The 22,393-nt window shown below is 64.2% G+C and carries 18 protein-coding genes; 11 read left to right on the top strand and 7 right to left on the bottom strand.

Annotated features, from left to right (window positions below):
* On the top strand, positions 1-534 hold the full coding sequence (locus HRU71_07215) for a (2Fe-2S)-binding protein (protein ID QOJ03290.1): 534 nt from the start codon (positions 1-3) through the stop codon (positions 532-534).
* The gene (locus tag HRU71_07210; protein QOJ03289.1) at positions 531-1,436 is read left to right on the top strand and encodes an FAD binding domain-containing protein; all 906 of its coding nucleotides are present in this window, start codon (positions 531-533) and stop codon (positions 1,434-1,436) included. The genes HRU71_07215 and HRU71_07210 overlap by 4 nt, the downstream gene beginning before the upstream one ends.
* 118 nt (positions 1,437-1,554) lie before the next feature.
* Here HRU71_07210 and HRU71_07205 read toward each other — a convergent pair whose 3' ends face one another.
* The gene (locus HRU71_07205) at positions 1,555-2,574 is read right to left on the bottom strand and encodes an XdhC family protein (protein QOJ03288.1); all 1,020 of its coding nucleotides are present in this window, start codon (positions 2,572-2,574) and stop codon (positions 1,555-1,557) included.
* A gap of 135 nt (positions 2,575-2,709) precedes the next feature.
* Positions 2,710-5,427 carry a molybdopterin-dependent oxidoreductase gene (locus tag HRU71_07200; GenBank protein ID QOJ03287.1) on the bottom strand — a complete coding sequence of 906 codons (2,718 nt, stop codon included), beginning with the start codon at positions 5,425-5,427 and terminating at the stop codon, positions 2,710-2,712.
* 116 nt (positions 5,428-5,543) lie between these two features.
* On the opposite strand from HRU71_07200, the gene HRU71_07195 reads away from it, so the two are divergent.
* Together HRU71_07195 and HRU71_07190 are read left to right on the top strand one after the other, a co-directional pair.
* Positions 5,544-7,658, top strand: coding sequence for a glutamate synthase (locus HRU71_07195; GenBank protein QOJ03286.1), 2,115 nt, complete (start codon positions 5,544-5,546; stop codon positions 7,656-7,658).
* Positions 7,651-8,319 carry a nucleotidyltransferase family protein gene (locus HRU71_07190; GenBank protein QOJ03285.1) on the top strand — a complete coding sequence of 223 codons (669 nt, stop codon included), beginning with the start codon at positions 7,651-7,653 and terminating at the stop codon, positions 8,317-8,319. The genes HRU71_07195 and HRU71_07190 overlap by 8 nt, the downstream gene beginning before the upstream one ends.
* Positions 8,320-8,427: 108 nt before the next feature.
* Here HRU71_07190 and HRU71_07185 read toward each other — a convergent pair whose 3' ends face one another.
* Together HRU71_07185 and thrC are read right to left on the bottom strand one after the other, a co-directional pair.
* Positions 8,428-9,747, bottom strand: coding sequence for an amidohydrolase family protein (locus tag HRU71_07185; protein ID QOJ03284.1), 1,320 nt, complete (start codon positions 9,745-9,747; stop codon positions 8,428-8,430).
* A gap of 194 nt (positions 9,748-9,941) precedes the next feature.
* Positions 9,942-11,222, bottom strand: a complete 1,281-nt coding sequence (gene thrC / locus HRU71_07180) for a threonine synthase (GenBank protein QOJ03283.1) — start codon at positions 11,220-11,222, stop codon at positions 9,942-9,944.
* A gap of 69 nt (positions 11,223-11,291) precedes the next feature.
* On the opposite strand from thrC, the gene HRU71_07175 reads away from it, so the two are divergent.
* The 5 genes from HRU71_07175 (at position 11,292) to HRU71_07155 (ending at position 18,803) form a co-directional block, all read left to right on the top strand.
* On the top strand, positions 11,292-12,947 hold the full coding sequence (locus HRU71_07175; protein ID QOJ03282.1) for a pyridoxal-phosphate dependent enzyme: 1,656 nt from the start codon (positions 11,292-11,294) through the stop codon (positions 12,945-12,947).
* Positions 12,948-13,245: 298 nt separating this feature from the next.
* Positions 13,246-13,878: a dephospho-CoA kinase gene (locus HRU71_07170; protein ID QOJ03281.1), complete on the top strand. Its 633-nt coding sequence runs from the start codon at positions 13,246-13,248 to the stop codon at positions 13,876-13,878.
* A 269-nt stretch (positions 13,879-14,147) separates the two neighbouring features.
* Positions 14,148-15,668, top strand: a complete 1,521-nt coding sequence (gene rho, locus HRU71_07165; GenBank protein QOJ04944.1) for a transcription termination factor Rho — start codon at positions 14,148-14,150, stop codon at positions 15,666-15,668.
* Positions 15,669-15,951: 283 nt separating this feature from the next.
* On the top strand, positions 15,952-16,767 hold the full coding sequence (locus tag HRU71_07160) for a PEP-CTERM sorting domain-containing protein (GenBank protein ID QOJ03280.1): 816 nt from the start codon (positions 15,952-15,954) through the stop codon (positions 16,765-16,767).
* Between the two features lie 125 nt (positions 16,768-16,892).
* Positions 16,893-18,803, top strand: coding sequence for a thrombospondin type 3 repeat-containing protein (locus tag HRU71_07155; GenBank protein ID QOJ03279.1), 1,911 nt, complete (start codon positions 16,893-16,895; stop codon positions 18,801-18,803).
* A gap of 75 nt (positions 18,804-18,878) precedes the next feature.
* Here HRU71_07155 and HRU71_07150 read toward each other — a convergent pair whose 3' ends face one another.
* Positions 18,879-19,076 (bottom strand): hypothetical protein, encoded by a 198-nt coding sequence (locus tag HRU71_07150; GenBank protein QOJ03278.1) that lies wholly within the window; start codon positions 19,074-19,076, stop codon positions 18,879-18,881.
* Between the two features lie 199 nt (positions 19,077-19,275).
* On the bottom strand, positions 19,276-19,632 hold the full coding sequence (locus HRU71_07145; GenBank protein ID QOJ03277.1) for a hypothetical protein: 357 nt from the start codon (positions 19,630-19,632) through the stop codon (positions 19,276-19,278).
* Positions 19,633-20,046: 414 nt separating this feature from the next.
* On the opposite strand from HRU71_07145, the gene HRU71_07140 reads away from it, so the two are divergent.
* On the top strand, positions 20,047-20,601 hold the full coding sequence (locus HRU71_07140) for a hypothetical protein (protein ID QOJ03276.1): 555 nt from the start codon (positions 20,047-20,049) through the stop codon (positions 20,599-20,601).
* Between the two features lie 69 nt (positions 20,602-20,670).
* On the opposite strand, the gene HRU71_07135 is transcribed toward HRU71_07140, so the two are convergent.
* Complete coding sequence (locus HRU71_07135) at positions 20,671-21,942, bottom strand: class I SAM-dependent RNA methyltransferase (GenBank protein ID QOJ03275.1); 1,272 nt, start codon at positions 21,940-21,942, stop codon at positions 20,671-20,673.
* 34 nt (positions 21,943-21,976) lie between these two features.
* Here HRU71_07135 and HRU71_07130 point away from each other — a divergent pair, with 34 nt between their 5' ends.
* Positions 21,977-22,381: a VOC family protein gene (locus tag HRU71_07130; protein ID QOJ03274.1), complete on the top strand. Its 405-nt coding sequence runs from the start codon at positions 21,977-21,979 to the stop codon at positions 22,379-22,381.
* Positions 22,382-22,393: the final 12 nt, after the last annotated feature.

Genomic DNA, 22,393 nt, shown 5'->3' with positions numbered 1-22,393 from the left:
ATGGCGACGCACGACACGCCAGACGGCCCGCCTTTGAAGGGCGTCCTGCCCACCAACGGCGGCGACGTTGAGACGTTCGAACTCGCGTTCACGCTGAACGGCGCGCCGGTTTCGCGTCGCGTGGCGCTGGATGCCCGGTTGCTCGACGTGTTGCGGTACGACTGCGCCTGCCCCGGGACGAAGGAAGGCTGCGGCGAAGGGGAGTGCGGCGCGTGCAGCGTCATCCTGGACGGGCTGCTGGTGAATTCGTGCCTCGTGCCGGCGTTTCAGGCGGCGGGACGAGCCGTGACAACGGTGGAGAGCGTGTCGGCGGACGTGGCGAGCGCGCTGAATGCCACAGGGACGTCACAGTGCGGCGCGTGCACGCCGGGAATCGTGATGAGCATTCGCTGGTTGCTGGAGCGGCCGGAGATTGCGTCGAATGTCGATCTGCGGGAGTTCTTGAGCGGCAACCTGTGCCGCTGCACGGGGTACGACGGCATCGTGGCGGGGGCCGAGGCAGCGCTGCGCCTGCGCGGGGAGGCGAGACCGTGAAAGTTCTCTCGCCGCGAGGATTGGACGAGGCGCTGGCGATGCTGGCGGAGTCGGCAGGACGCCGGGAGGTGGTGACGCCGATCGCGGGCGGCACGGATGTGATGGTGTCGTGGCATCATCGCGAGAAGAACGGCCTCACACTGCTGGACCTGTCGCGCGTGCGGGAGCTGGCGGTGATGAATTGGAACGTCGTAGGCGGCTGCTTTGACCAGGGGTCCGGTGGCATGGGCGTCCCGTCCTTCGATCTGCGGCGAGACGCCGGTGCCTCCCCATGGCTCGAACTCGGCGGGCTGACGACGTACTGGGATGTGATGCAGTCGCGCGAGGCGGCGGCGGCGTATCCCTTGCTCGGCGAGGCGGCGCGGCAGGTCGGCGCGGTTCAGATTCAGACGCGCGGCACGTGGGCGGGCAACATCGGCAACGGCTCGCCGGCGGCCGACGGTGTGCCGGTGTTGATGGCGTACGACGCGAGGGTGGTGCTGGCATCGGTGCGCGGCCGGCGCGAGGTGCGGCTGGACGAGTTCTACACCGGATACCGCACAAGTGTGCGCGCGGCGGATGAATTGATCGTCGCGATTCGCTTGCCGCCGCCGGCGTGGGACGTGCAGTGGTTTCACAAAGTCGGCGCGCGGCGGGCACAGGCGATTACGAAGGTCGGCGTGGCCCTTTCGCACGGCGCCAATGGTTGGCGTGTGGTCGCCAACAGCGTCGCGCCGACGGTGGTGCGCTGTCGCGCGCTGGAGGCTTCGCTGGACGCGGGCCGCACGTTTACTGGTCCTCCAGATATCGAATCGCTGCTCACCGCCGATATTTCGCCGATTGACGATATGCGCTCCACCGCCGCCTATCGTCGCCGCGTGCTGGCGAGGTTGATCTTTTTCCGATTGGCCGAATGCGCGTAGGAATCAATGAGCCGCGGGCTTCAGCCCGCGCGGCGCTGATCTGTCTTGCGAACGGTTCGTTCACGTGTTGATTGCCGCGCGGGCTGAAGCCCGCGGCTCGTTGGGGGCGACGCGCGGATCATGGTGTGTGTATCGGGCCCTCGACCAGCACCGGCAACTGGCTTCGCCGGACCTGCACGAGTTGCGCCGCGATGCTGATCGCGATTTCCGGAACCGTCACCGCGTTGATCGGCAGGCCGATCGGCGTGTGCACGCGCGCGAGCAAATCATCGGGCACGCCGGCCGCGCGCAAATCGTCGAGAATCAACCGGCTCTTGCGCCGGCTGCCGATCAGGCCGATGTAACCCGCGGGTGAGCGAATGACGGCGTCCAGCGCTTTCTCGTCATTCTGATGGCCGCGCGTGACGATCACAACGTAGCAACCGGCATCAATCGCACGGCCGCGCAACGCGGCGGCGATGTCGCCCACGACCAGTTCAACGCGGCCGTCGAAGCGCTCGCGCGAGGCGTAGTCGGCACGGTCGTCGATGACGACGACGTGAAAATCCAGATCGACGGCCAGCGTGGCCAGCGCTCGTCCGACGTGCCCGGCTCCGGCGATCAGCAGCGTCGGCGGCACCTCCAGATGCACGGTGTACCGCTCGCGCCGTGGCGCGACGGATGCGGCGTTCACACCGGGCCGGTCCTGCGAATTGGCGCCGGCGATTCCGCTGGTGCCGCCTCCGGACGGCGCGGCGTCAATGACGATGGGAAACGCAGCCGGTTGTCGTGCGCGCGTGGCGGCGAGTGCGGCGCGGTATGGGGCGGCGTCGTTCTCGCGCGACATCGGCATGACACCGATGAACATCCGCCCGCCGCAGATGAGGCCGTCGTCCCAGCCGTAATCGTGATCGAGCGTGAAATCGAGCATGCCGCTTTGATTGGCGCGGAGCATTTCAAAGGCGCGTTTGCGAACCTCGGCCTCGACGCATCCGCCGCCGAGCGTGCCGAGCGTTTTGCCATCGGCGCGGACGAGCATCGTCGCGCCCGGCGCCTGCGGCGTGCTCCCGCGCGTGCGCAGGACGGTGCAAAGCGCGACCGGCCGGCCGGCGTCGAGGTCGGCAAGCAGGGCATCCAGCACGGGTGCAAGTTCGCTCATGCAATCATTGTACGCCGAGGCAATTTCAGAATGCGCCCTCGACAGCGATTTGAGTGGTTAGGAAAGTGAGTACATTTCCAAGGGCCCCGCCAAGCGGGCCCCGGGCTTTGGTCAACGAACATTCGTTAATTAAAATCAACCGGCGCGCGGGCCGAGGATGGCCTTCGCCGCCGGAGAATCCTTCATCGGCAGCGTCGTGCGATGGAAGCCCTCGAACTTCGCCAGCGCGCCGGCCACGGAGGGGGCCGTGGGGACAAGGCCGATCTCGGCGACGCCGCGTGCGCCGTAGGGGCAATCCGGGTCGGGCACTTCGACGAGAATTATTTCGATCGGCGGCATGTGATGCGCGCGCAGCACACCGCAGGATTTCACGTCATCCGTCACAAGTCGGCCGCCGTCGTAGACCATCTCCTCCGTGAGCGCGTAGCCCAGGCCCATGTGGATCGAGCCTTCGAGCTGGCCTTCCAGCAGCGTCGGGTTCATCACGCGGCCGACATCGTGGGCGGCGATGAACTTCTTAATTCGCCCGGTCTCGTCGAGAATACAGACTTGCGTCGCGAATCCGTAGGTGAGGTGCGTCTTCGGCTCGGGCACGTCCGCGCCGAACTTGTCGGTTTTGTAGCACTCCCAGCGGCCGAGGTATTTTCGGCCGGCGAGCTTCATGAGCGCTGGCATCGCCGCGCGGGCTGAAGCCCGCGGCTCGTTGGAATGCGGCTCGTTGGAGCGCGCTTGCGGCTGGTTCGCATTCGCACGTGAAGAATCGGCAGGCGGCAGATGAAGTTCCTTCAAATCGGCGTTTAATTTCTTGCACGCGTCGATGACCGCGTGACAGGTCAGCACCGTGCCGCGGCTGCCGGTCGTCTGGCCGCTGTCGTTGGGGTCGGACGTGTCGCATCGGGCGGTGAAAATCTCGTGCGGCAGGCCCGTCTCCTGCACGGCGGTCTGAATGGCGATGGTGAACAGACCCTGTCCCATTTCAGTGTGGCCGGTTCGGATCGTGATCGACCCGTCGGCTTCGACGGTCAGACTCGCACAGCCGATCTCGGGCAGGCCGTTGCCGATGCCGACGTTCTTGATGCCGCAGGCGATGCCGGCGAATTTCTCGGCGCGATAAGCGTCGCGCACGGCGAGCAGCGTCTGCTCCAGCCCGAACGGCTTGGTCAGCCGCTGACCGGTGCAGAAGCGATCACCGGGTCGCAGGATGTTTCGCCAGCGGATTTCCCACCCGTCGATGCCGACTTTCGCGGCGAGCATGTCGAGCGCGCCTTCGATGGCGTAGGCCGCCTGATTCGCGCCGAAGCCGCGCATGGCTCCGTTCGGGGGATTGTTCGTATAGACCGCCAGCGACTCGATGTCGATGTTGTCGCATTTGTATGGACCGATGGCGTGGCCCGCGGCGCGCTCCAGCACCTTCGCGCCGACGGATGCATACGCGCCCTTGTCACCAATGATGCGCACGCGCGCGGCGGTCAGTTTGCCCTCGGCATCGCAGCCGACCTTCAGCGAGATGCGCACCGGGTGGCGCTTGGGGTGCAATCGCAGACTCTGCTCGCGCGTGAGCACGCACTTGACGGGTTTGTTCACCAGCACCGCGCACAGCGCGGTCTGCGCCTGCACGCTCATGTCTTCCTTGCCGCCGAAGGCCCCGCCGTTGGAGACCAGCTCGGCGCGGACGCGCTCGATCGGCCAGCCGAGCACCTTCGCCGTCTGACGACGATCGTCGAAAATGCCCTGGCCCTGGGTGAGCAATTTCAATCCATCCCCTTCGGGAATGGCGATGGCCGCCTCGGGTTCGAGATACAGGTGCTCGATGCACTGGGTCTGCCAGACGTTCTCGACGACGTGGGCGGAAGCGGCCAGCACCGCATCGGGTTCACCGCGAACAAGCGCCGATCTGGAAAGCAAATTGCCGCCGGGGTGAATCTTCGGCGCATCCGGTTTCAGCGCGTCGTCCGGCGTCGTCACCGGCGTGCGGACGTCGTATTCGATCTCGATCTGATCCGCCGCGTACCGTGCCGCGTGAACGTCCGCCGCCACGACAAACGCCAGCACGTCGCCAACGTAGCGCGTTTCCTCGCCTTCGGCGATGAAGACGGGCCAGTCCGGCGTGATCAGGCCGACGAAGCGGTCGCCCGGTACGTCGGCCGCCGTGACGACGCGCAGCACGCCGGGCACCGCCATCGCCGGCGCGGTATTGATTTTCTTCACCAGCGCGCGGGGATGATCGCTCAACCGCGGCGCGGCGAAGACCATGCCGGGCACCTTGATGTCGTCGATGTAGCGGCGCATGCCGAGGGCGGCGTCGTGACCGGTGTAACGGTGCAGGCGCTCGCCGACCTTGCCGGCGCAGCCGTTGGACGGCATCGGCTCGCCGCCGCGGACGCGCGCGAGCAGATCGATGGCGTCGACGATCTTGGTGTAGCCCGTGCAGCGGCACAGGTGCGCTCGCAGATCGCCGGTGATTTGATCGTGCGTCGGCGCGGGGTTCTTCTCGCACAGGGCATGCGCTCGCATGGCGATGCCGGGGATGCAGAAGCCGCACTGCACCGCGCCGGCGTGAACGAAGCAGTCGGCGATCTGCTGGCGCGTTGGCTCGGGCAGGCCTTCGAGCGTCGTCACCTTCTTGCCGGCGGCCACGGACGCCTTGATCGTGCAGCTCAACCGCGGCTTGCCGTCGATCAGAATCGTGCAGCAGCCGCACTGCCCCATCGGCTGGCAGCCGTTCTTCGGCGAGATGATGTCGAAATCCTCGCGCAGCACATCGAGCAGGCTGCGGTCGCCATGCGGCGTGGAGACGGGTTGGCCGTTCAGCGTGAAGGATACGGTTGAGGATGCATGAGCCGGTGCGGACATGGTGCCTTGATTATACGTGATTAGCTGCCGAGCGTGGAACAGCAAGTCCGGTCCGACATGCCGATGTTTGGGACAAAAATCGGCGCGCGGTAAGGAACCGACGGTACAATGACAACATGGCCGAGCTGGTTCCAGCGCCGTTTGCGGACCTTGTAAGACGGTTGTACCTCGAACCGTCGCGGCAGGGCGCGCTGTTCGAACTGCCGCGCAATCGCTGGTACGCGCCGGCGGACGACGGGCCGGATTTGTCGGTCGCGTTTCACGGGCATCGCGCCGGCAATCCGCTCGGCCCTGCCGCCGGGCCGCACACGCAGATGGCGCAGAACATCCTGTTGAGCTACGCCGCCGGCGGGCGCATCCTCGAACTCAAGACGGTGCAGGTGAATGACCGGCTCACGATCGGCCGCCCCTGCATCGACGTGACCAACGTGGGCTACAACATCGAGTGGTCGCAGGAGCTGCGCATCGCCGAATCGATTCGGGAGTACGTGGCCGGGGCGATGTTGATTGATATGTTTCGATCTGCGCACCCGGACGGGCCGGCAGGCAATCGCGGTCCGGCGGGCGACGTGGTGTATGACTTGAGCGTCGGCTACGACCTCGCGGGCATACGCGGCGACGCGGTGCGCGGGTTTCTCGATGCGATGATCGACGCGCGGCCGATGGTGGAAAAGCTTCGCGCCGAGATTCCGGCGGAATTCACCGCCGCGCGCGACTTGAAATACCCCGCGCGCATCAGCGATGGCATCACGCTCTCGACGTTTCACGGCTGCCCGGCGGACGAGATCGAGCGCATCTGCGAGTTTCTGATGGGCGAGTACGATTTCAACGTGATCGTGAAGATGAACCCGCCGATGCTCGGCAAGGAGCGGCTGGAGCATTTGCTGCACGACGTGCTGGGCTACACGGAATTGACCGTGAACCCCGAGGCCTATCGCACCGGGCTGGGGTTTGACGAAGGCGTGCAGCTTTGCCGGCGGCTGTCGGGCTTCGCGGCGGCGCGCGGGCGGACGTTCGGCGCGAAATTCAGCAACACGCTGGAGGTGCTCAACCACCGCGATTTCTTCACGCCGGACAACAAGGTGATGTATCTGTCGGGCCAGCCGCTTCATGTCATTACGATGACACTCACGGACGAATTTCGCCGGGCGATGGGTGCGGAGTTTCCCATCTCCTTCAGCGCGGGGATCGACGCGCAGAACTTTCCGTCGGCCGTCGCGTGCGGGTTCGTGCCCATTACGACCAGCACGGATCTGCTTCGCCCTGGTGGCTATGGTCGGATGCCGGCGTATCTCGATCGCCTCTCGGCGGAGATGCGAAAACTCGGCGCGGCGACGATGAATGACTACATCATCAAGCGAAGCGCGTCGGATCGCGCCGATGCGAACCGCTCGTCGCCGCAACGAGCCGCGGGCTTCAGCCCGCGTGGCCATTCGATCGCGGAAGAGTCGTTCGCTCGACGCACAAACGCCGCGCGAGCTGAAGCTCGCGGCTCGTTGGAAGAAGTGAAGCGAGCTGAATTGAACAACACCACTCTCGCTGCGGAGCAGGCCCGCAACGACCCGCGCTATCGCGCCGAGAACAATCGCAAAGTCCCCAAGCGCATCGACTCGCACCTGGAGACGTTCGACTGCATCACCTGCGACAAGTGCTTGCCCGTCTGCCCGAACGCGGCGAATTTCACCTACCCCACGCCCCAAGTGGCCTTCGATTATCACGACATCATCGTGTCACCGATTAATGGTGACGCGCGAAGCAACACGCTCACGTCCCGCGCCGGCGAATCGCGGCGCTTCGAAATCACCGAGTCGATGCAGATCGCCTGCTACAGCGACTTTTGCAACGAATGCGGTAATTGCGACACGTTCTGCCCCGAGTACGGCGGGCCGTACATCAAGAAGCCGACGTTCTTCGGCACCGAGCGCTCGTGGGAGCAGGCTGCCCCGCGCGACGGGTTTGTCATCGGGCGATCGGCGCAGGGGCCGTGGATTCGCGGGCGGATCAAGGGCCGCGTGTTTCGACTGATGGCGGTGGATGGCCACCTGGTGCTGGATGACGGCGTGGTCGTTGCGGAGTTTGACGGCGCGACGCATGCGCTCAAGGCGTTGCACGCGCACTCACCGTTGGAGGGCGAACACACGCTGGATCTGTGGGCGTATCACACGATGCGGCACCTGATGGCGGGTGTGCTGGATTCGTCTCGCGTGAATCAGGTGAACGTGCATGAGTGAGACGCCGCGAATCGTTGCCATCATTCCCGCCGCGGGTTGGTCGCGCCGCATGGGGCGGCCCAAGCAATTGATCGACGTGGGCGGCCGGCCGATGCTGTGGCGACTGGCGGAGACGATGGCGGCGGTTGAGGGCATCGCGGATGTCATGATCGTGACGCGCTGCGCGATCATCGACGCGCTGGGCGCGTCGAATGATGAATTGTCGAACGGCAAGATCCGCGTTGTGTTCAACGAGGATGAATCATCGGAGATGATCGATTCGATTCGCGTGGGGTTGCGTGCCTGCCGCGAACGGGAAGACATCGCGCCGCGCGATGGCATTCTCGTCTGTCCCGGCGATTATCCCGGGCTGACGACCGCGGTTTTCGCAGCGTGTGTCGGCGCGTATCGCGCGGATGTTTCGCGCGTGTCGGGAGCGGGCAGCGCGAAGGCGTCCGCCAACGACCGGGGGTCGATCATCATCGCGTCGCACGGCGGCCGTCGCGGGCATCCGATCATTCTCCCGGCCGAGTTGATTCCTTTCGTGATGTCGCCAGCGTGCGACGGCGGATTGAATGCGCTGACGCGAGAATTCGCCGACCGCATGCAGCTTGTGGAATTGCCGACCGACGCCGTGTTGCGCGATGCGGACGAACCGGGGGATCTTCCGACGAACGAGTAGTTTCACGACCAGCGAGCCGCGGGCTTCAGACCGCGCGGTCGTTCGAAGCCAAGAAAGGCGTTCTTTCGTGCATCAGCGGCGTGCGAGCCGAAGCCCACGGCGCGCTGATCAGCCCTCGGCGAGGCGACCCGCCATCCGTTCCCACAGCCGTTTCGCGATTCCTACAGCCGCTTCGCGCATGCCGACTTCGTCGCACTCCCGCACCGTGCCGCCACGGAGTTTCCAGCGGCCGTCGATGAGGACCGATTCGACGTGTTGCGGACCGATGGCGAAGAGCAGATGCCCGGCGAGGTTGTCGGCGTCGATCGGCGTGAACGGGCGATAGTTGGTGAGGATGACGTCCGCGGCCGCGCCGGGTTGCAGCTTGCCGAGGGTGACGCCGAGCGAGGCCGACGCACGGCGGGCACTGTGAGCGAGCATATTCAGAAGGTCGGCGGGGGAGAGACGCGATTTCTGATGTCGCGCGATGAACCACGCGGCCCGGGCCTCGCCGAGCATGTTCGCGCCGATGCCGTCGGTTCCGAGCATGACGCGCGGGCCGAAATCGGCGACGGGAGCATAGCCGACGGCGTTGTTCATGTTCGAGCGGGCGTTGTGGGCCATCGTGACCTTTGCGGCGCGGATGCGTTTGGTCGCCGCGGCGTCCAGATGTGTGCCGTGCGCGAAGAGGGATCGCTCGTGGAGCAGACCGTAGTCGTCGAGTCGGGCGATGAGTGATTGACGGTGCTTGCGGCGGCAGACCGCTTCGTCGCAGGGGTCTTCTGCGACGTGAATGTGCACGCCGCAACGCGTTTTTTGTGAGAGCTCGGCGAGGCGTTGCAGGGCGTCGTCGCCGAGGGTGAAACAGGCGTGCGCGCCGACCAGTCCGGCGTATCGACCGTGCCCATGTTCTCGACATTTATCGATATATCGGGCGTTCTCCGCCAGCCCCGCTTCGCGTCCCGCGCGCCCGTGACGATCGGTGACTTCATAACAAAGCACGCCGCGAAGGCCGACAGCGTGAAGGCCGGCTTCGATCCGATCCAGCGAGCCGTCGATGGCGCGGGGCGAGGCGTGATGGTCGATGAGCGTCGTCGTGCCGCAGCGCAGGGCCTCCAGCGCGCCGATGCGCGCTGACATCTCAATCGACTCGTCGTCCAGTGCCTGATCCAGCCGCCACCAGACGTACTTGAGGATTTGCAGGAAATTTCGCGGCGACTTCGGCGGCGGGGGCATGCCGACCGCCAGCGCCGAGTACAGGTGCGTGTGGCCGTTGACCAGTCCGGGCATCACCACCGCGCCGCCAAGATCAATTACTTCATCTTCGCGGCCAGTCGGAACGGATTTACCGCGATGGGTGATGAGGCCGTCCTCGATGCGCAGCGCGCCGTGTTGAACGCGCGGCGGGTCGAGATCACAGAGAATGGCGTTGGTGAGAATGGTGGACATGGTCACTGATTGTAGAATGTCGAATTAAGAATTAAGATTGACGAGGGCAGGCGTCACCCTCTCCCTTCCAGGGAGAGGGCCGGGATGGGGGTAAGCTGCTTCGCTAAGACCGCTCGTCCCCTTCACCCGACTTCTCCTTCAGGGGGAGAGGAGTCCTGAAACCACGCCGGCCTTCTCAATTCTTCATTCTCCAATCACTCCTGGCGTATGATTCGCTCCACTTCGCCGACGTCCGGCGGCACTTCATGCGGCTTGCCGACGGCCCGCAGCGCGCCCGCCGTGTCCTTCAATCCGTTGCCGGTGATCATGGCGACGACGTTTGACCGCTCGGTGAGAATGCCGTCGCGCCGGGCCTGGGCGATGCCCGCGACCGCCGCCGCCGCCGCCGGTTCGGCGAAGACGCCCGACAGCCTGCCCGCTGTACGCACGGCCTCCATGATTTGTTCGTCGGTGACGGCGACGCACGCGCCGTCGCTGTCGCGCAGGGCGGCCAGCGCCTTGCGCCAGTTGCGCGGCACGGGGCAGTTGATGCTGTCGGCATAGGTCGTGTCGCGCGAATGCAGATCACGGCCGGTCAGCTTCTCCAGCCATTCGCCGGCGTTCCGTCGCTGCCACAGGTTCGCGATCGGCGCGACGCCCTCCGACTGCACGCCCAGCATCCGCGCGTTCCAGGAGATGATGCCGGCCTCGCGCGACTGACGCAGACCCTTGTATATTCCGGAGATCGTGCAGCCGTCGCCGATGCTGACGGCCACCCACTCCGGCGGATCGTCGGCGCACTGCTCGGCGACTTCCAGCCCGCCGGTCTTTTTGCCCTCGACCAGATAGGGGTTCACCGCACAATTGCGGTTGTACCAGCCGAACCGGGCGCAGGCGTGCGTGCACAGATCGTACGCTTCGGCATAGCTGCCCATGACTTTGAACACGCGAGCGCCATAGGCGAGCAATTGCGCGAGCTTGCCCTCGGGCACGGTCCGCGGCACGAAGATGTTGCAGCCCAGTCCCGCGGCGGCCGCGCAATATGCCAGACTGCTGGCAGCGTTACCGGTCGACGCGCAGGCGATCTCCACCGGCGAGACGCCGGTGCCACGGTGCATTTCAATGGCATGGGCGACGCCGATGCTGCTGGCGCGATCCTTGAACGAGGCCGACGCGCTGCGGCCGTCGTCCTTCAGCCGCAATCGTTCGATGCCCAGGGCCGCGGCCAGGCGCGGCGCCTCGATCAGCGGCGTCCAGCCGATGTGCTCGATCCCCGCGGGCGGCGGCACGTCGATCGGCAGCAACTCGGCGTATCGCCAGTGCGACAGCGGCCGGATGGACAGCGCCGCGCGGGTCAGCGTTTGCCGGACACGCGGCATATCGTATTGCACGTCGAGGATGCCTTCGTCCGGTCCGCAGGTGGGGCAGGTCCAGCCGGCGGCAGGCGGGAATTCCTTCCCGCAGGCGACGCACTTCAATAGGGTCACAAGGCTCACGTGCGATCCTCGAACGGGCTGTCTGGTACAGTCGGCCGAATTATACCGCGATGCCTGCGTTGGGTTTGGATGACAAAGCGGATAGACTGGGTGCTGCGACGAGCATTCAATCGGAGCATCATTGTGAGTACAAAGGTTTCACCCGAGTCTGCCCTCCAAAACGCCATCGCCCTTTGCCGTGAGCGCAACATCATCATCCCCACCTTCGCGCAGCAGAAGGACCCGTCGCTCGTTCCACAACGCATCAAAGACCGCCTCCAGAACGTCGGCCTGTGGGACGTCGATCCCGCCAACTTGTTTCGCATCACGTGGAAGAACGAACCGGTCGCCCGCGGCGGCGGCTTCAACAACGGAAACTGGATCGAGTTCCCGCCCGCCCTCACCGGCGTGCCCGCGCGCATCATCGGCATTGTTGGAAAGCACTTCCCGACCGGCGCGCACAAAGTCGGCGCGGCCTTCGGCTGCCTCGTGCCACGGCTTGTCACTGGTCAGTTTGACCCGACGGCGCAGAAGGCCGTCTGGCCGAGCACGGGCAACTACTGCCGCGGCGGGGCGTACGACTGCGCGCTGCTGGGCTGCACGGCCGTGGCGATTCTGCCGGAGGGCATGTCGCGCGAGCGGTTCGAGTGGCTGCGATCGATCGGGGCCGAGGTGATCGCGACGCCGGGCTGCGAGAGCAACGTGAAGGAGATTTACGACAAGTGCTGGGAGATCCGCCGGACGCGGCCGGATTGCGTGATCTTCAACCAGTTCGAGGAGTTTGGCAACGCGGCGTGGCATTATCACGTCACGGGGTCGATCGTGGAGGAAATCTTTCGGCAGTTGCACGCCGCGCCGCCAATCAAGGAGCCAATCAAGGAGCCAATCAAGGAGCCAATCAATGAGCCGCGGGCTTCAGCCCGCGCGGATTCTCAAGCGGCACTGGCCCTCGATGCGCCGCGCGGGCTGAAGCCCGCGGCTCCTATCCGCACCGCAGCTCCCTATCGCCTCGCCGGTTACATCTCCGCGACCGGCAGCGCGGGCACGATCGCCGCCGGCGACTATCTTCGCACCATCGCGCCGCAGGTTCGCGTCGTCGCCGTCGAGGCGCTTCAATGCCCCACGCTGCTGGCCTGTGGTTTCGGCGATCATCGCATTGAAGGCATCGGCGACAAGCACATCCCCTGGATTCACAACGTGCGCAACACCGACCTGGTCGCCGCCATCGACGACGAGCAGTGCCTGGCGCTGATGCGGCTGTTCAACGAGGACGCCGGCCGCCGAACGCTCGAGCAGGCCGGCGTTTCGCGCGGCGTGGTCGACCGCCTGCCGGACATTGGCATCTCGAGCCTGTGCAACCTCGTCGCGGCGATCAAGACGGCAAAGCTTTACGAGATGGACGGGCGCGACGTGTTGTTCATCCCCCTGACTGATTCGATGGAGCTGTACGCCTCGCGCATCGCGGAGCAACGTTCCTTGCACGGGGCGTATTCGGAGTCGCTCGCGGGGCGGCATTTCGCGCGCTATCTCGAAGGAATCGGCGTCGATCACCTGCGCGAGCTGGGGTATCAAGACCGCAAGGCGCTGCACAACTTCAAATACTTCACCTGGGTTGAGCAGCAGCAACGCGGCGTCGACGAGCTGCGCCGCCTGTGGGATCCGGACTTCTGGGCGCAGACCTTTGAGCAAGCCGCCGGCTGGGACGCACGGATCGAAGCGTTCAACCGGGAGGTCGGGCTGGGGTGATCCGCGCCGGCGGTGCCGGGCGCGTGATCATCACGGTAGCCCGCCATTTTGTGCGACAAAGCACGCACCCAGATTCCTGTTGAAACGCATTTGCCCATCGGCTATGCTTTGGGGGAGGGATGACGTTCAACTCGTACTGGGCGGATGGATTCGCCGGGCGGATTCTACTTTAACAATACTTCGGTGCGAACGGTGATCTGCGTGGGCGTTGCATGGCCCTGGTTCGGTTCAGCCGAAGCGTCTTGAGTAGAAGCGTTTCTTCGCGTTGACAGACTCCCGTTTGGCTGGCGGGTGATGCGTGACGAAGGCAGGTCGCAGCAAGCCCGTGGTGGGTCTTTCGGGCGGCATCGGCTCGGGCAAGAGCACAGTGGCATCGATCCTCGCGGATCTGGGCGCGGCGGTGATTTCGTCCGATGCGTTGAACACCCTTGAGCTTGCATCGCCGGAAGTTCAGCAAACGCTGATTGGCTGGTGGGGTGACTCGATCCGATCGCCGGATGGCGGCGTAGATCGCCGCAAGGTCTCGGAACTGGTCTTCGGCGATGAATCGCAACGGCTTCGTTTGCAAGCCTTGTTGCATCCGCGGATCGCGGCGAGGCGATCGGTGTTGATGGCCGACGCCGAGGCGAATCCCGCAGTGCGAATGATCGTTCTGGACAGCCCCCTGTTGTTCGAGGCCGGTCTGGATCAGTTGTGCGATTCGGTGATTTTTGTTGATACGGCGGAAGAATTGCGGAAAGGAAGGTCCGAAAAGGTCCGTCATTGGGCGCCGGGAGAACTGAAGCGACGAGAAAACTCCCAGTACCCTCTGGACATGAAGCGGGCGAGAGCCGATCATATGGTGCAGAACAATTCCACCCTGACGGACCTGCGCCAGCAGGTGGAACGGGTGTTCGCCGCGGTCCTCGCGGAGTTCGGCGAGCGCGCCTGATCGACGACTTTTCCCCCGCAAGATTGGAACCCCGGTGCGATTCGCACGTCGCGCCTTTCTGAAACCTGCGTCGGGCCTTGCTCTGCGGCGGCCTGCACGATCACGATAAAAGACAAACCCCTTTACCACTCCGACGAACCTGCTTTGAGCATTTCATCTCTCCCTGGGAGGTAGTTCACATGCCACGACCTGGTCACAACCGCGCTCATCCCCCTCGCAAACCGCGCCGCCCCGGCGAAGGCCCCTCGGCCAAGCATCCGCGCCAGCCCATGCGACGCGAACCGATGCGGAACGAAGAGCCGGCCGGCGTGGTGGTGGAGAGTTTCGAGCCGCAGGACGAGGAATTGGACGTCGCGCCGGTGGCGCCACATGACGCGCCCGCGCGGACCGAAGCCGCCGGGTTCTCGGCCGGACTGGCTGGCGAAGGCGCTGCCCCGCGCGACGCGGCGATGGGGCCGATCGGCGAGGCCGCGGCTGGTGGCGGACCGGGCATCGACCGCGAGACGCACGAGCGCTACGAAAAGGTGAAGCGAGGCGATCTGCACATTACCGAATTGCAGAAGATGTCCGTCAACGATCTGCACGAGCTGGCGAAGCAGGAGGGCATCACCGACTACGCGTTGATGAAGAAGCAGGAATTGATTTTCAAGATCCTCAAGGAGCGGATCAACAAGAACGGCCTGATGTATGGCGAGGGCGTGCTGGAGATCCTGCCCGACGGGTTCGGCTTCCTGCGCAGCCCGGAATACAACTACGTTCCCTGCCCGGACGACATTTACATCAGTCCGTCGCAGATACGCCGCTTCGGTCTGCGAAGCGGGCACATCGTCGCCGGGCAGATTCGTCCGCCCAAAGAGAGCGAGAAGTATTTTGCTTTGTTGCGCGTCGAGGCGATCTGCTTCGAGGAGCCGGACAAGGTCACCGAGAAGGCGGTCTTTGAAGACCTCACGCCGCATCATCCGACCCGGCGCATCGTGCTGGAGACCAATCCCGACGAGATCAACATGCGCGTGATCGACCTCGTCACGCCGATCGGCTTCGGCCAGCGCATGCTGATCGTCGCGCCGCCGCGTACCGGCAAGACCGTGTTGATGCAGAAAATGGCCAACGCCATCACGACCAATCACCCCGATGCGTACGTGATCATTCTCCTCGTCGATGAGCGCCCCGAGGAAGTGACCGAAATGCAGCGGCACACCAAGGCCGAGGTCGTATCCAGCACGTTTGACGAACCGGCCAGCCGGCACGTGCAGGTTGCCGAAATGGTGATTGAGAAGGCGCGGCGTCTGGTGGAGTACGGTCGCGACGTGGTGATCCTGCTCGACTCGATCACGCGATTGGCGCGGGCGTACAACACCGAAGTTCCGCACTCCGGCAAGATCCTGACCGGCGGCGTCGATGCCAATGCGTTGCAGAAGCCCAAGCGGTTCTTCGGCGCGGCCCGCGCGGTGGAAGAGGGCGGCAGCCTCACGATCATCGGCACGGCCCTGGTCGATACTGGCTCGAAGATGGACGAAGTCATCTTCGAGGAGTTCAAGGGCACGGGTAACAGCGAACTGCACCTGGATCGTCGGCTGGTGGACAAGCGCGTCTGGCCCGCGATCGACATTGCCGGCTCCGGCACGCGCAAGGAGGAGTTGCTGCTGGACCCGAAGGAACTGGAGCTGGTCTATAAACTCCGCCGCGTGCTGGTCGACATGAACCCCGTCGAAGCAATGGAACTGCTCACGACCCGGCTGAAGAAGGTCAAGAGCAACGCCGAATTCCTGATGACGATGAACCTGGCATAAGGCCGTCACCCTGACAGCCGTGCTCAAGTGCGGCGATGGTCGCCCCGACACGCCCTGAATTGCCGCGGCGGTCGGGATATTTCAGACTTAGCAAGTTGCAAATAGGCTGAATCGGCTGAAATCCGGCCTTCTGTCCACTGTTATCCTGAAAATGACAAGGGGCAGGACGGGTGAAATCATTGATTTTCCATGACAATTCTGCGATAATACGCTCCTGGTGGAACCATGCGAATTCCGCGCTCGATTCATGTTGCGCGGGTTTGAGACCAATCAGAGGTGGATCATGCGATGCGTTCTGCTTTTTGTCTCCGCAGCACTTTTTGCCGCGACCCCGGCACTCGGCCAGTTGATCGTCGGGAACGATCAATCGGGCACCGCCACGATTTACAACGTGAACCCGACGACGGGTGTTGCCACGCCGATCTATTCCGGAACGGGGCCGGACGCCAAGCCATGGGGCATGGCTTACGACGCGGCGACGAATACGCTCTATTGGAACAACGGGTCCACGTTGTACAAGTCGCCGTTCGGGCCGGTGCTGACGCCAACCAATGTCGGCACGATGATGTTCAATGCGGCGACCATCAACTTCGTCGGGCTGGGCTTCAATAACGGCAAGCTGTACGGCACGCGCAACATCGCGACCGAGGCGGTCTACGAGATCGACCCCGGCACGTTGGTCGCTTCGCAGGTCTATGTCTATCCGTCCGCTTACGATTTCGGCGGGCTGGATTTCGATCTCACGGACGGCAAGCTTTACGGCCTTTCGGATACGGCTCCCAGTCCGAACACGCCCGGCCTGTATCACATCGACTATCTGGGGTTCACGCAGTCGCAATTAGCCGGCTATCCCGCCGGTGAGACGGACATTGATGGCTTGGCCGTCCACGCGGGGATCGCATACTACGTGACCGACGGCCCGAATACGACGCAGCCCAACTTCTATAAATACGATGTCAACACGGGCAATCTGCTGGGCACGTTGCCGTCACCCTTCACCGGCAGCGGCACGTTCAGTGCCGCTACTTGGGCACCCGAACCGGCGTCCCTGGCACTGATGGCACTGGCCGGGATGGGCCTGATTCGTCGGCGACGGTAGTTCAATTATTCAATTCGACCTTGGAAACCTCCGGGGAGAGGGTTGGCGCGGGTGCCGGGCGCCGCGCAGAAGCTGCGCCGTCCAAGATTGTGGCATTCCCTTCTGCGAAATTCCTTGAATCGCCGATGACGAATTCGGATAATGCGCTCCATCGGGGCGTCACTTGCCCGCGCCGAGCGGATCTCGTGGATCGCGCAGCGGCGATGCACCATTCATTTCTGGGAGGACGAGATATGTTTTCACGCACGCGTTTCCTGGGCGCCGCGCTCGCGGCGGGGTTGTTGATGGCGGGGTCCGGCGTTCGATCATGGGCCGCCCCCATCACCGACGTCAGTTATTTCAATTCAATCGCTCACACGCACATCACGTTTGAGCAGGACGGCACGGGCGCGACGTTGCCCGTGATGTCCAACATCACGATGCCCGCCAACGAATACGCGTCACAGGGCGTGACGATCCTCCCGCAGGTGCGCGTGGTGCGCGACAGCGATGCCTGCTTCAGGCTCGTTCAGGACATCGCCGGCGGTTCGACGCCGTACGGCCTCTCCGCCTCGCAGACCTCGTCGTTTGAGTTCGATCCGCCGGTGCAGGCCTTCGGGTTTGTGTTCGTGGCGATCTTCTTTCAGAACGCGACCTTCACCGCCTTCGACGAGAACAACAATGTGATCGAGACGGCGGTCTTCACGGGGCCATTCATCGACGGCACCGGTTGCGGATTTCTCGAGTATGGCTTTGTCGGCATCGAGTCGACCACGCCCATTCATCGGGTCAGCGTCGCGGCGCCTTCTGGCGCGATCGATAATCTCCGGTTCGCTCCGGCCGAGACCGACGCCGACGACGACGGCATCGCCGACGACGATGACAATTGCCCCAACGACGCCAATCCCGGTCAGGAAGATGCCGACGGCGACGGCCTGGGCGATGCGTGCGACGCCTGCCCGCTCGATGCGGCCAATGATTCCGACGGCGACGGCGTCTGCGGAAACGTGGACAACTGTCCGACGCTGCCCAACGCCGGCCAGGACGACGCCGACAGCGACGGCATCGGTGACCTCTGCGATGTGTGCTCCAACGATGCCAGCAACGATGGCGACGGCGACGGCGTCTGCGAGAATCTCGATAACTGCCCCGGATTCGCCAACCCTGGCCAGGAAGACTCCGATGGCGATCTGCTGGGCGACGCCTGCGATCTCTGCCCGTTCGACGCGAACAATGACGCAGACGGTGATGGCGTCTGCGGCGATGAGGATAACTGCCCGACCGTGGCGAACAGCGGTCAGGAGAACGCCGACGGCGACGGACTGGGCGATGCCTGCGACGCCTGCCCGAATGATCCGGCCAACGACCTGGACGGTGATGGGCTGTGCGGTGATGTGGACAACTGTCCGAGTACCGCCAACGCCGATCAGGCCGATCTCGACGGCGACGGCATCGGCGATGCCTGCGACGGCGACATCGACGGCGACGGCTTGTCGAACGCGAACGAGACGATCTTCGGCACGAATCCGCTCATCGCGGATACGGATGGCGATGGCTTGAGCGACGGCGTCGAAGTCGACACGGCCCAGGGATCGGGCTGCCCGAATCCGCTTCTGGCAGATTCCGACGGCGACGGGCTACAGGACGGCTATGAACTGCTGACGCTCCAGACTTCTCCATGCAGCGCCGACACCGACGGCGACGGCGTTGCCGACAACGTTGATCCGCTCCCGTTGCAGCCCGGCGTCACGCAGGACTACCTGCGAAGCCTGACATGTCAACTGGCGATTGACATCCTGCAATTGGATCACAATCTGTTCACCGGGAACAATGCCCTTGCCAAGAAGGCGCGGCGGGCGACGCTCGCGCTGCACGCGGCGCTGGCCTCGGCGCTGATCGGCCACGGGAACTACAACGCGGCCCAGAATCAGCTGGAGAATCTGCTGGATCGGGTCGACGGCGTCAACGCCCCGCAGGACTGGATGGTGCCCTCGGCGCAGAAGACGGCGCTGGCGGAATACGTCGATCTGCTGATTTCGCTGATTGACTTTTTCTGACCGGCGGCCGATGACCGCTGACGCCGATCCGAATCCTCGTTCGGGTTGGCATCGTCAGTTATGATTGACAACCCATCAGCGGGCGCATCGTGCGACAGCGCGGTGCGCCCGTTTTCTTGCGCGCGGCAGGTCAGCCACCTCGCCCTCGAAATCCTGAAAGCACAAGTCGACGCCCAGCTCGGTGAGATACTCACGCATGAGCAGGCCGATGTCGGCGAAATCGCGCGAGTCGGCGGCCGGGCGGATGTCGATTACGCGTGGCGGCTTATTCATGGCAAAAAGGCTCCTTCGGATGATCGCGCGAGCATGGCCGCCAAAGGCCACAGCCATGCCACCCGTCGCAACCATGCAACCCGGCGCGACGGACGGATGGAAGCGTGTCCCATCTGTTCATCGAAATCCGCATTTAGCCGGCGAGCTTGCTCGCCGCGATTCAACCAGCGCACCGCGACATCGATCACCGCGCAATCGCTCAATGACGATGGTCGTGCGACTCGCAATGCGGGCAGACGAACGGCTCGGCCGTCTTGCGGTGCTTCGCCGGCAGCGTCTGCTTCGGGTAGCCGTACAAGCAGCACGAGCACTCGACGGACGCGTCGGCCTTCAGTCGCCCGGCGGCCCAGCGCGAAAGCTCCGCCGGCAGGACGCCGCGCCCCCGGCAGACCGGGCAGGTCTCGTAGAAACTGCGCAGAATGATGTCTCGAATGAACGCCGATTTGTCGGGCACCTGGTTCAGCACGTCGGCCAGGTGCCGGTCCACCCGAAACGACACGATGACGCCCTTGTCCTTCGTTGCCTGCCGCCCGTTCGAACCGCGACGCTTCGCCATGGGGTCTCCTTCGCTGATCAAGATTCTACCGGCGATGGTGCGATCGCGTGAGCGCGTGACAGCACAACGATTAGAGCGTTATTGTACTGTGTAGCGCCAGGCATGCCGCGGCATCTGGTGGCCATCGTACAAGCTGTTTCATAACCCCCTCTCCCTTTCAGGGAGAGGGTCGGGGTGAGGGTGAATCATTTCGATTGAACTACTTTTCCCCCTCACCCAACCTCTCCCCCAAGGGGGAGAGGAGTTATGAAACCCGTTCTAGGAGCAAGTCTCCTCCCGCGTCTCGAATCCATCCCAAGGGGGAGAGGAGTTATGAAACCCGTTCTAGAGGAGCAAGTCTCCTCCCGCGTCTCGAATCCATCCCAAGGGGGAGAGGAGTTATGAAACCCGTTCCAGGAGAGACGGTATAGTTCCATGACGCACGATCCACCATCGCGCACCGATGAAAGCGGCCAGCTGCCTTCCGAGCCGCCGCGTGATCGCCCTCCTGCGCCGGACGCGACGCCCGCCGTTTCCCGTCTAAGCCCGCTGAATATCTCCCTCGCCGGGTTTGCGGAGATGGACTACTTCGCGTCCGACGCGCAGCGCGAAATCGCCCTGCGACGAATCGGTGCGCAGGCCAGCCGCCTCGGATCGTGGGGCTTCTGGTCGGGTGTCGGTAGTATGGCACTCATCGGCGTCGCCGTCATGCTGCTTCTGAAGTACGCCATGCGATACGTGAACTGGCCCGGCGCGTGGGAGGACGCGATCACGTTCGCCGGCCCGGTGCTCGCGTCGCTGCTGCTGGCCGTGCGACTTCATCGCAAGAGCATGCCGGTCATGCTGCGCAGCGAACTGCTCGTCCAGGGCGTGCCGGTGTGCATGAAGTGCGGCTACCTGCTCCGCGGCCTGACGGTTGAAACGGGGCGATGCCCGGAATGCGGTAGGGGATTCGATGAAAGGGTGCGGGAGATTCTTGAAAGCGCTTAAGAAATCCACGCTCCTTCCAGCCTCGCCACGATGACGTTCGCTCACAGCTCGTTGTCGCGCGGCTTACGCTTAAGCTCGCGGCTCGGATGGGCGAGATTTTGAATCGCCAGGTTTCAATTGGCCGCTTGTCCCATACGCCTCGCGCGTCCCGCGGTACATTTCATAGCGCATCAACCGGCAGTCGATCCGCGCGTTCCAGAATTCGATCCGCCGGCTGGCGCGCAGGCCGACGTGCTTCACCAGATTGCGGTTGCCGGTGAAGATGAAGCCCGTGTAGCCCGCACATTTCTGTTTGAAAAAATCGCCGATCCGCGCGTACGTCGCCTCCAGCGCCTTCTCATCTCCCATCCGCTCGCCGTATTCGGGGTTCAGCAGCACCATTCCGGGGCATTCCCCCAGCTCCGGCACGCGCGTTTCGGCGAAGTCGCACTGGGCGAATTCGATCATGTGATCCACGCCGGCCGTCTTCGCGTTCTGCTTCGCCGCCGCCAGCGCCGCCGGGTCGAGGTCGCTTGCGATAATGATCGAATCGGATGCCCTCGCCTTCGTTGGTCCCGCTCCACGCCTTTTGCTTGCCGCGCGCGCTTTGCCTGCCTCGCGCCGCGCGGCCTGCCACGCCTCCTTGTCCATCCCTAGCACGTGCAACAGCCCGTAATCGCTGCGCAGCAATCCCGGCGCGCGGCCCGTCGCCATCAGCGCCGCCTCGATCGCCAGCGTCCCGCTGCCGCACATCGGGTTCACCAGCACGCCGCTGCCGTCATACCCCGCCGCCATCAGCACCGCCGCCGCCAGCGTCTCGGCCATCGGCGCTTTGTGCGGAATGCGTCGATAACCCCGGTCCGAAAGCTTGTTCCCCGACGTGTTAAGATAAACCGCCGCCTGATCGCCGTGCCATTCGAGGTGCACCACCACGCCGCTACGATCCGGCCCGCTGTCCGGCCGGCGACCCATCTTGTCCGCGATGCGATCGACGATGGCGTCCTTCACCTTCAGGCTGGCGAACGCCCAACTGTTGATCGTCGGATGATTGACGCTGCTGCTGACCGTAAGATAGCCGTCGGCTGCGACGATTGTCTCCCACGGCAGTCCGTTCACCGCGCGATAGAGCTGGTCCGGTCCGTCGCAATCGAAACGGTTCAGCAGATAGAGCACATGCTGGGCGGTGCGCAGGTGCAGGTTCAGCCGCATGGCGTCGCGCAGCGTGCCGAACAGTTCGACGTAAGCGCGGCCTTCGTCGATCAGTTGATAGCCCAGCGCCTCGATTTCGTCGCGCAGATAGGACGGGATCCGCAGCGCGCAGGTGACGCGAATTTCCCGTTTCTCGTCAAGCGACAGGGCCATGATGCCGGTACACTACCACACTGGAGGTCCGAACATGTACCCGAAGTTGTACCGCGTGATCGTTCCGGTGGCGGACATCGAACAGGCCGCCGCGTTCTATGCCGCCGTTCTCGGGATTCCCGGTCTGCGCGTTTCCGACGGCCGGCACTATTTTGACTGCGACGGGACGATCCTTGCCTGTTACGACCCCAAGGCCGACGGGGACGAAGGCTGCCCCGCGCCGTTGCCTGAACATCTCTATTTCGCGGTGGATGATCTCGATCGGACGTACATCGCCTGCCAGAAGGCGTGCGAGGTGTTCGATACCGGCGACGTCCACGGCGACCCTGCCGGACAGATCGCTGTGCGGCCCTGGGGCGAACGGTCGTTTTATGTCGCCGATCCCTTCGGGAACAAGCTATGTTTCGTGGACCGGCGAACGGTTTTCACCGGGCTGTGACGGGGCTAGCCG

Source organism: Planctomycetia bacterium (assembly GCA_015200345.1).
In the GTDB taxonomy this organism is placed as follows: Bacteria; Planctomycetota; Phycisphaerae; order UBA1845; family UTPLA1; genus PLA3.
This window is presented reverse-complemented; position numbering and strand designations above follow the sequence as displayed.

Excerpts from the sequence above, each read along its gene's own strand:
- HRU71_07135 (QOJ03275.1), bottom strand. The coding sequence starts at position 21,942 with ATGGCCCTGTCGCTTGACGAGAAACGGGAAATTCGCGTCACCTGCGCG.
- HRU71_07215 (QOJ03290.1), top strand. The coding sequence starts at position 1 with ATGGCGACGCACGACACGCCAGACGGCCCGCCTTTGAAGGGCGTCCTG.
- HRU71_07175 (QOJ03282.1), top strand. The coding sequence starts at position 11,292 with ATGACAAAGCGGATAGACTGGGTGCTGCGACGAGCATTCAATCGGAGC.
- HRU71_07160 (QOJ03280.1), top strand. The coding sequence starts at position 15,952 with ATGCGATGCGTTCTGCTTTTTGTCTCCGCAGCACTTTTTGCCGCGACC.
- HRU71_07195 (QOJ03286.1), top strand. The coding sequence starts at position 5,544 with ATGGCCGAGCTGGTTCCAGCGCCGTTTGCGGACCTTGTAAGACGGTTG.
- HRU71_07200 (QOJ03287.1), bottom strand. The coding sequence starts at position 5,427 with ATGTCCGCACCGGCTCATGCATCCTCAACCGTATCCTTCACGCTGAAC.
- HRU71_07145 (QOJ03277.1), bottom strand. The coding sequence starts at position 19,632 with ATGGCGAAGCGTCGCGGTTCGAACGGGCGGCAGGCAACGAAGGACAAG.
- HRU71_07155 (QOJ03279.1), top strand. The coding sequence starts at position 16,893 with ATGACGAATTCGGATAATGCGCTCCATCGGGGCGTCACTTGCCCGCGC.
- HRU71_07190 (QOJ03285.1), top strand. The coding sequence starts at position 7,651 with ATGAGTGAGACGCCGCGAATCGTTGCCATCATTCCCGCCGCGGGTTGG.
- HRU71_07140 (QOJ03276.1), top strand. The coding sequence starts at position 20,047 with ATGACGCACGATCCACCATCGCGCACCGATGAAAGCGGCCAGCTGCCT.
- HRU71_07130 (QOJ03274.1), top strand. The coding sequence starts at position 21,977 with ATGTACCCGAAGTTGTACCGCGTGATCGTTCCGGTGGCGGACATCGAA.
- HRU71_07185 (QOJ03284.1), bottom strand. The coding sequence starts at position 9,747 with ATGTCCACCATTCTCACCAACGCCATTCTCTGTGATCTCGACCCGCCG.
- rho (QOJ04944.1), top strand. The coding sequence starts at position 14,148 with ATGCGACGCGAACCGATGCGGAACGAAGAGCCGGCCGGCGTGGTGGTG.
- HRU71_07205 (QOJ03288.1), bottom strand. The coding sequence starts at position 2,574 with ATGAGCGAACTTGCACCCGTGCTGGATGCCCTGCTTGCCGACCTCGAC.
- HRU71_07150 (QOJ03278.1), bottom strand. The coding sequence starts at position 19,076 with ATGAATAAGCCGCCACGCGTAATCGACATCCGCCCGGCCGCCGACTCG.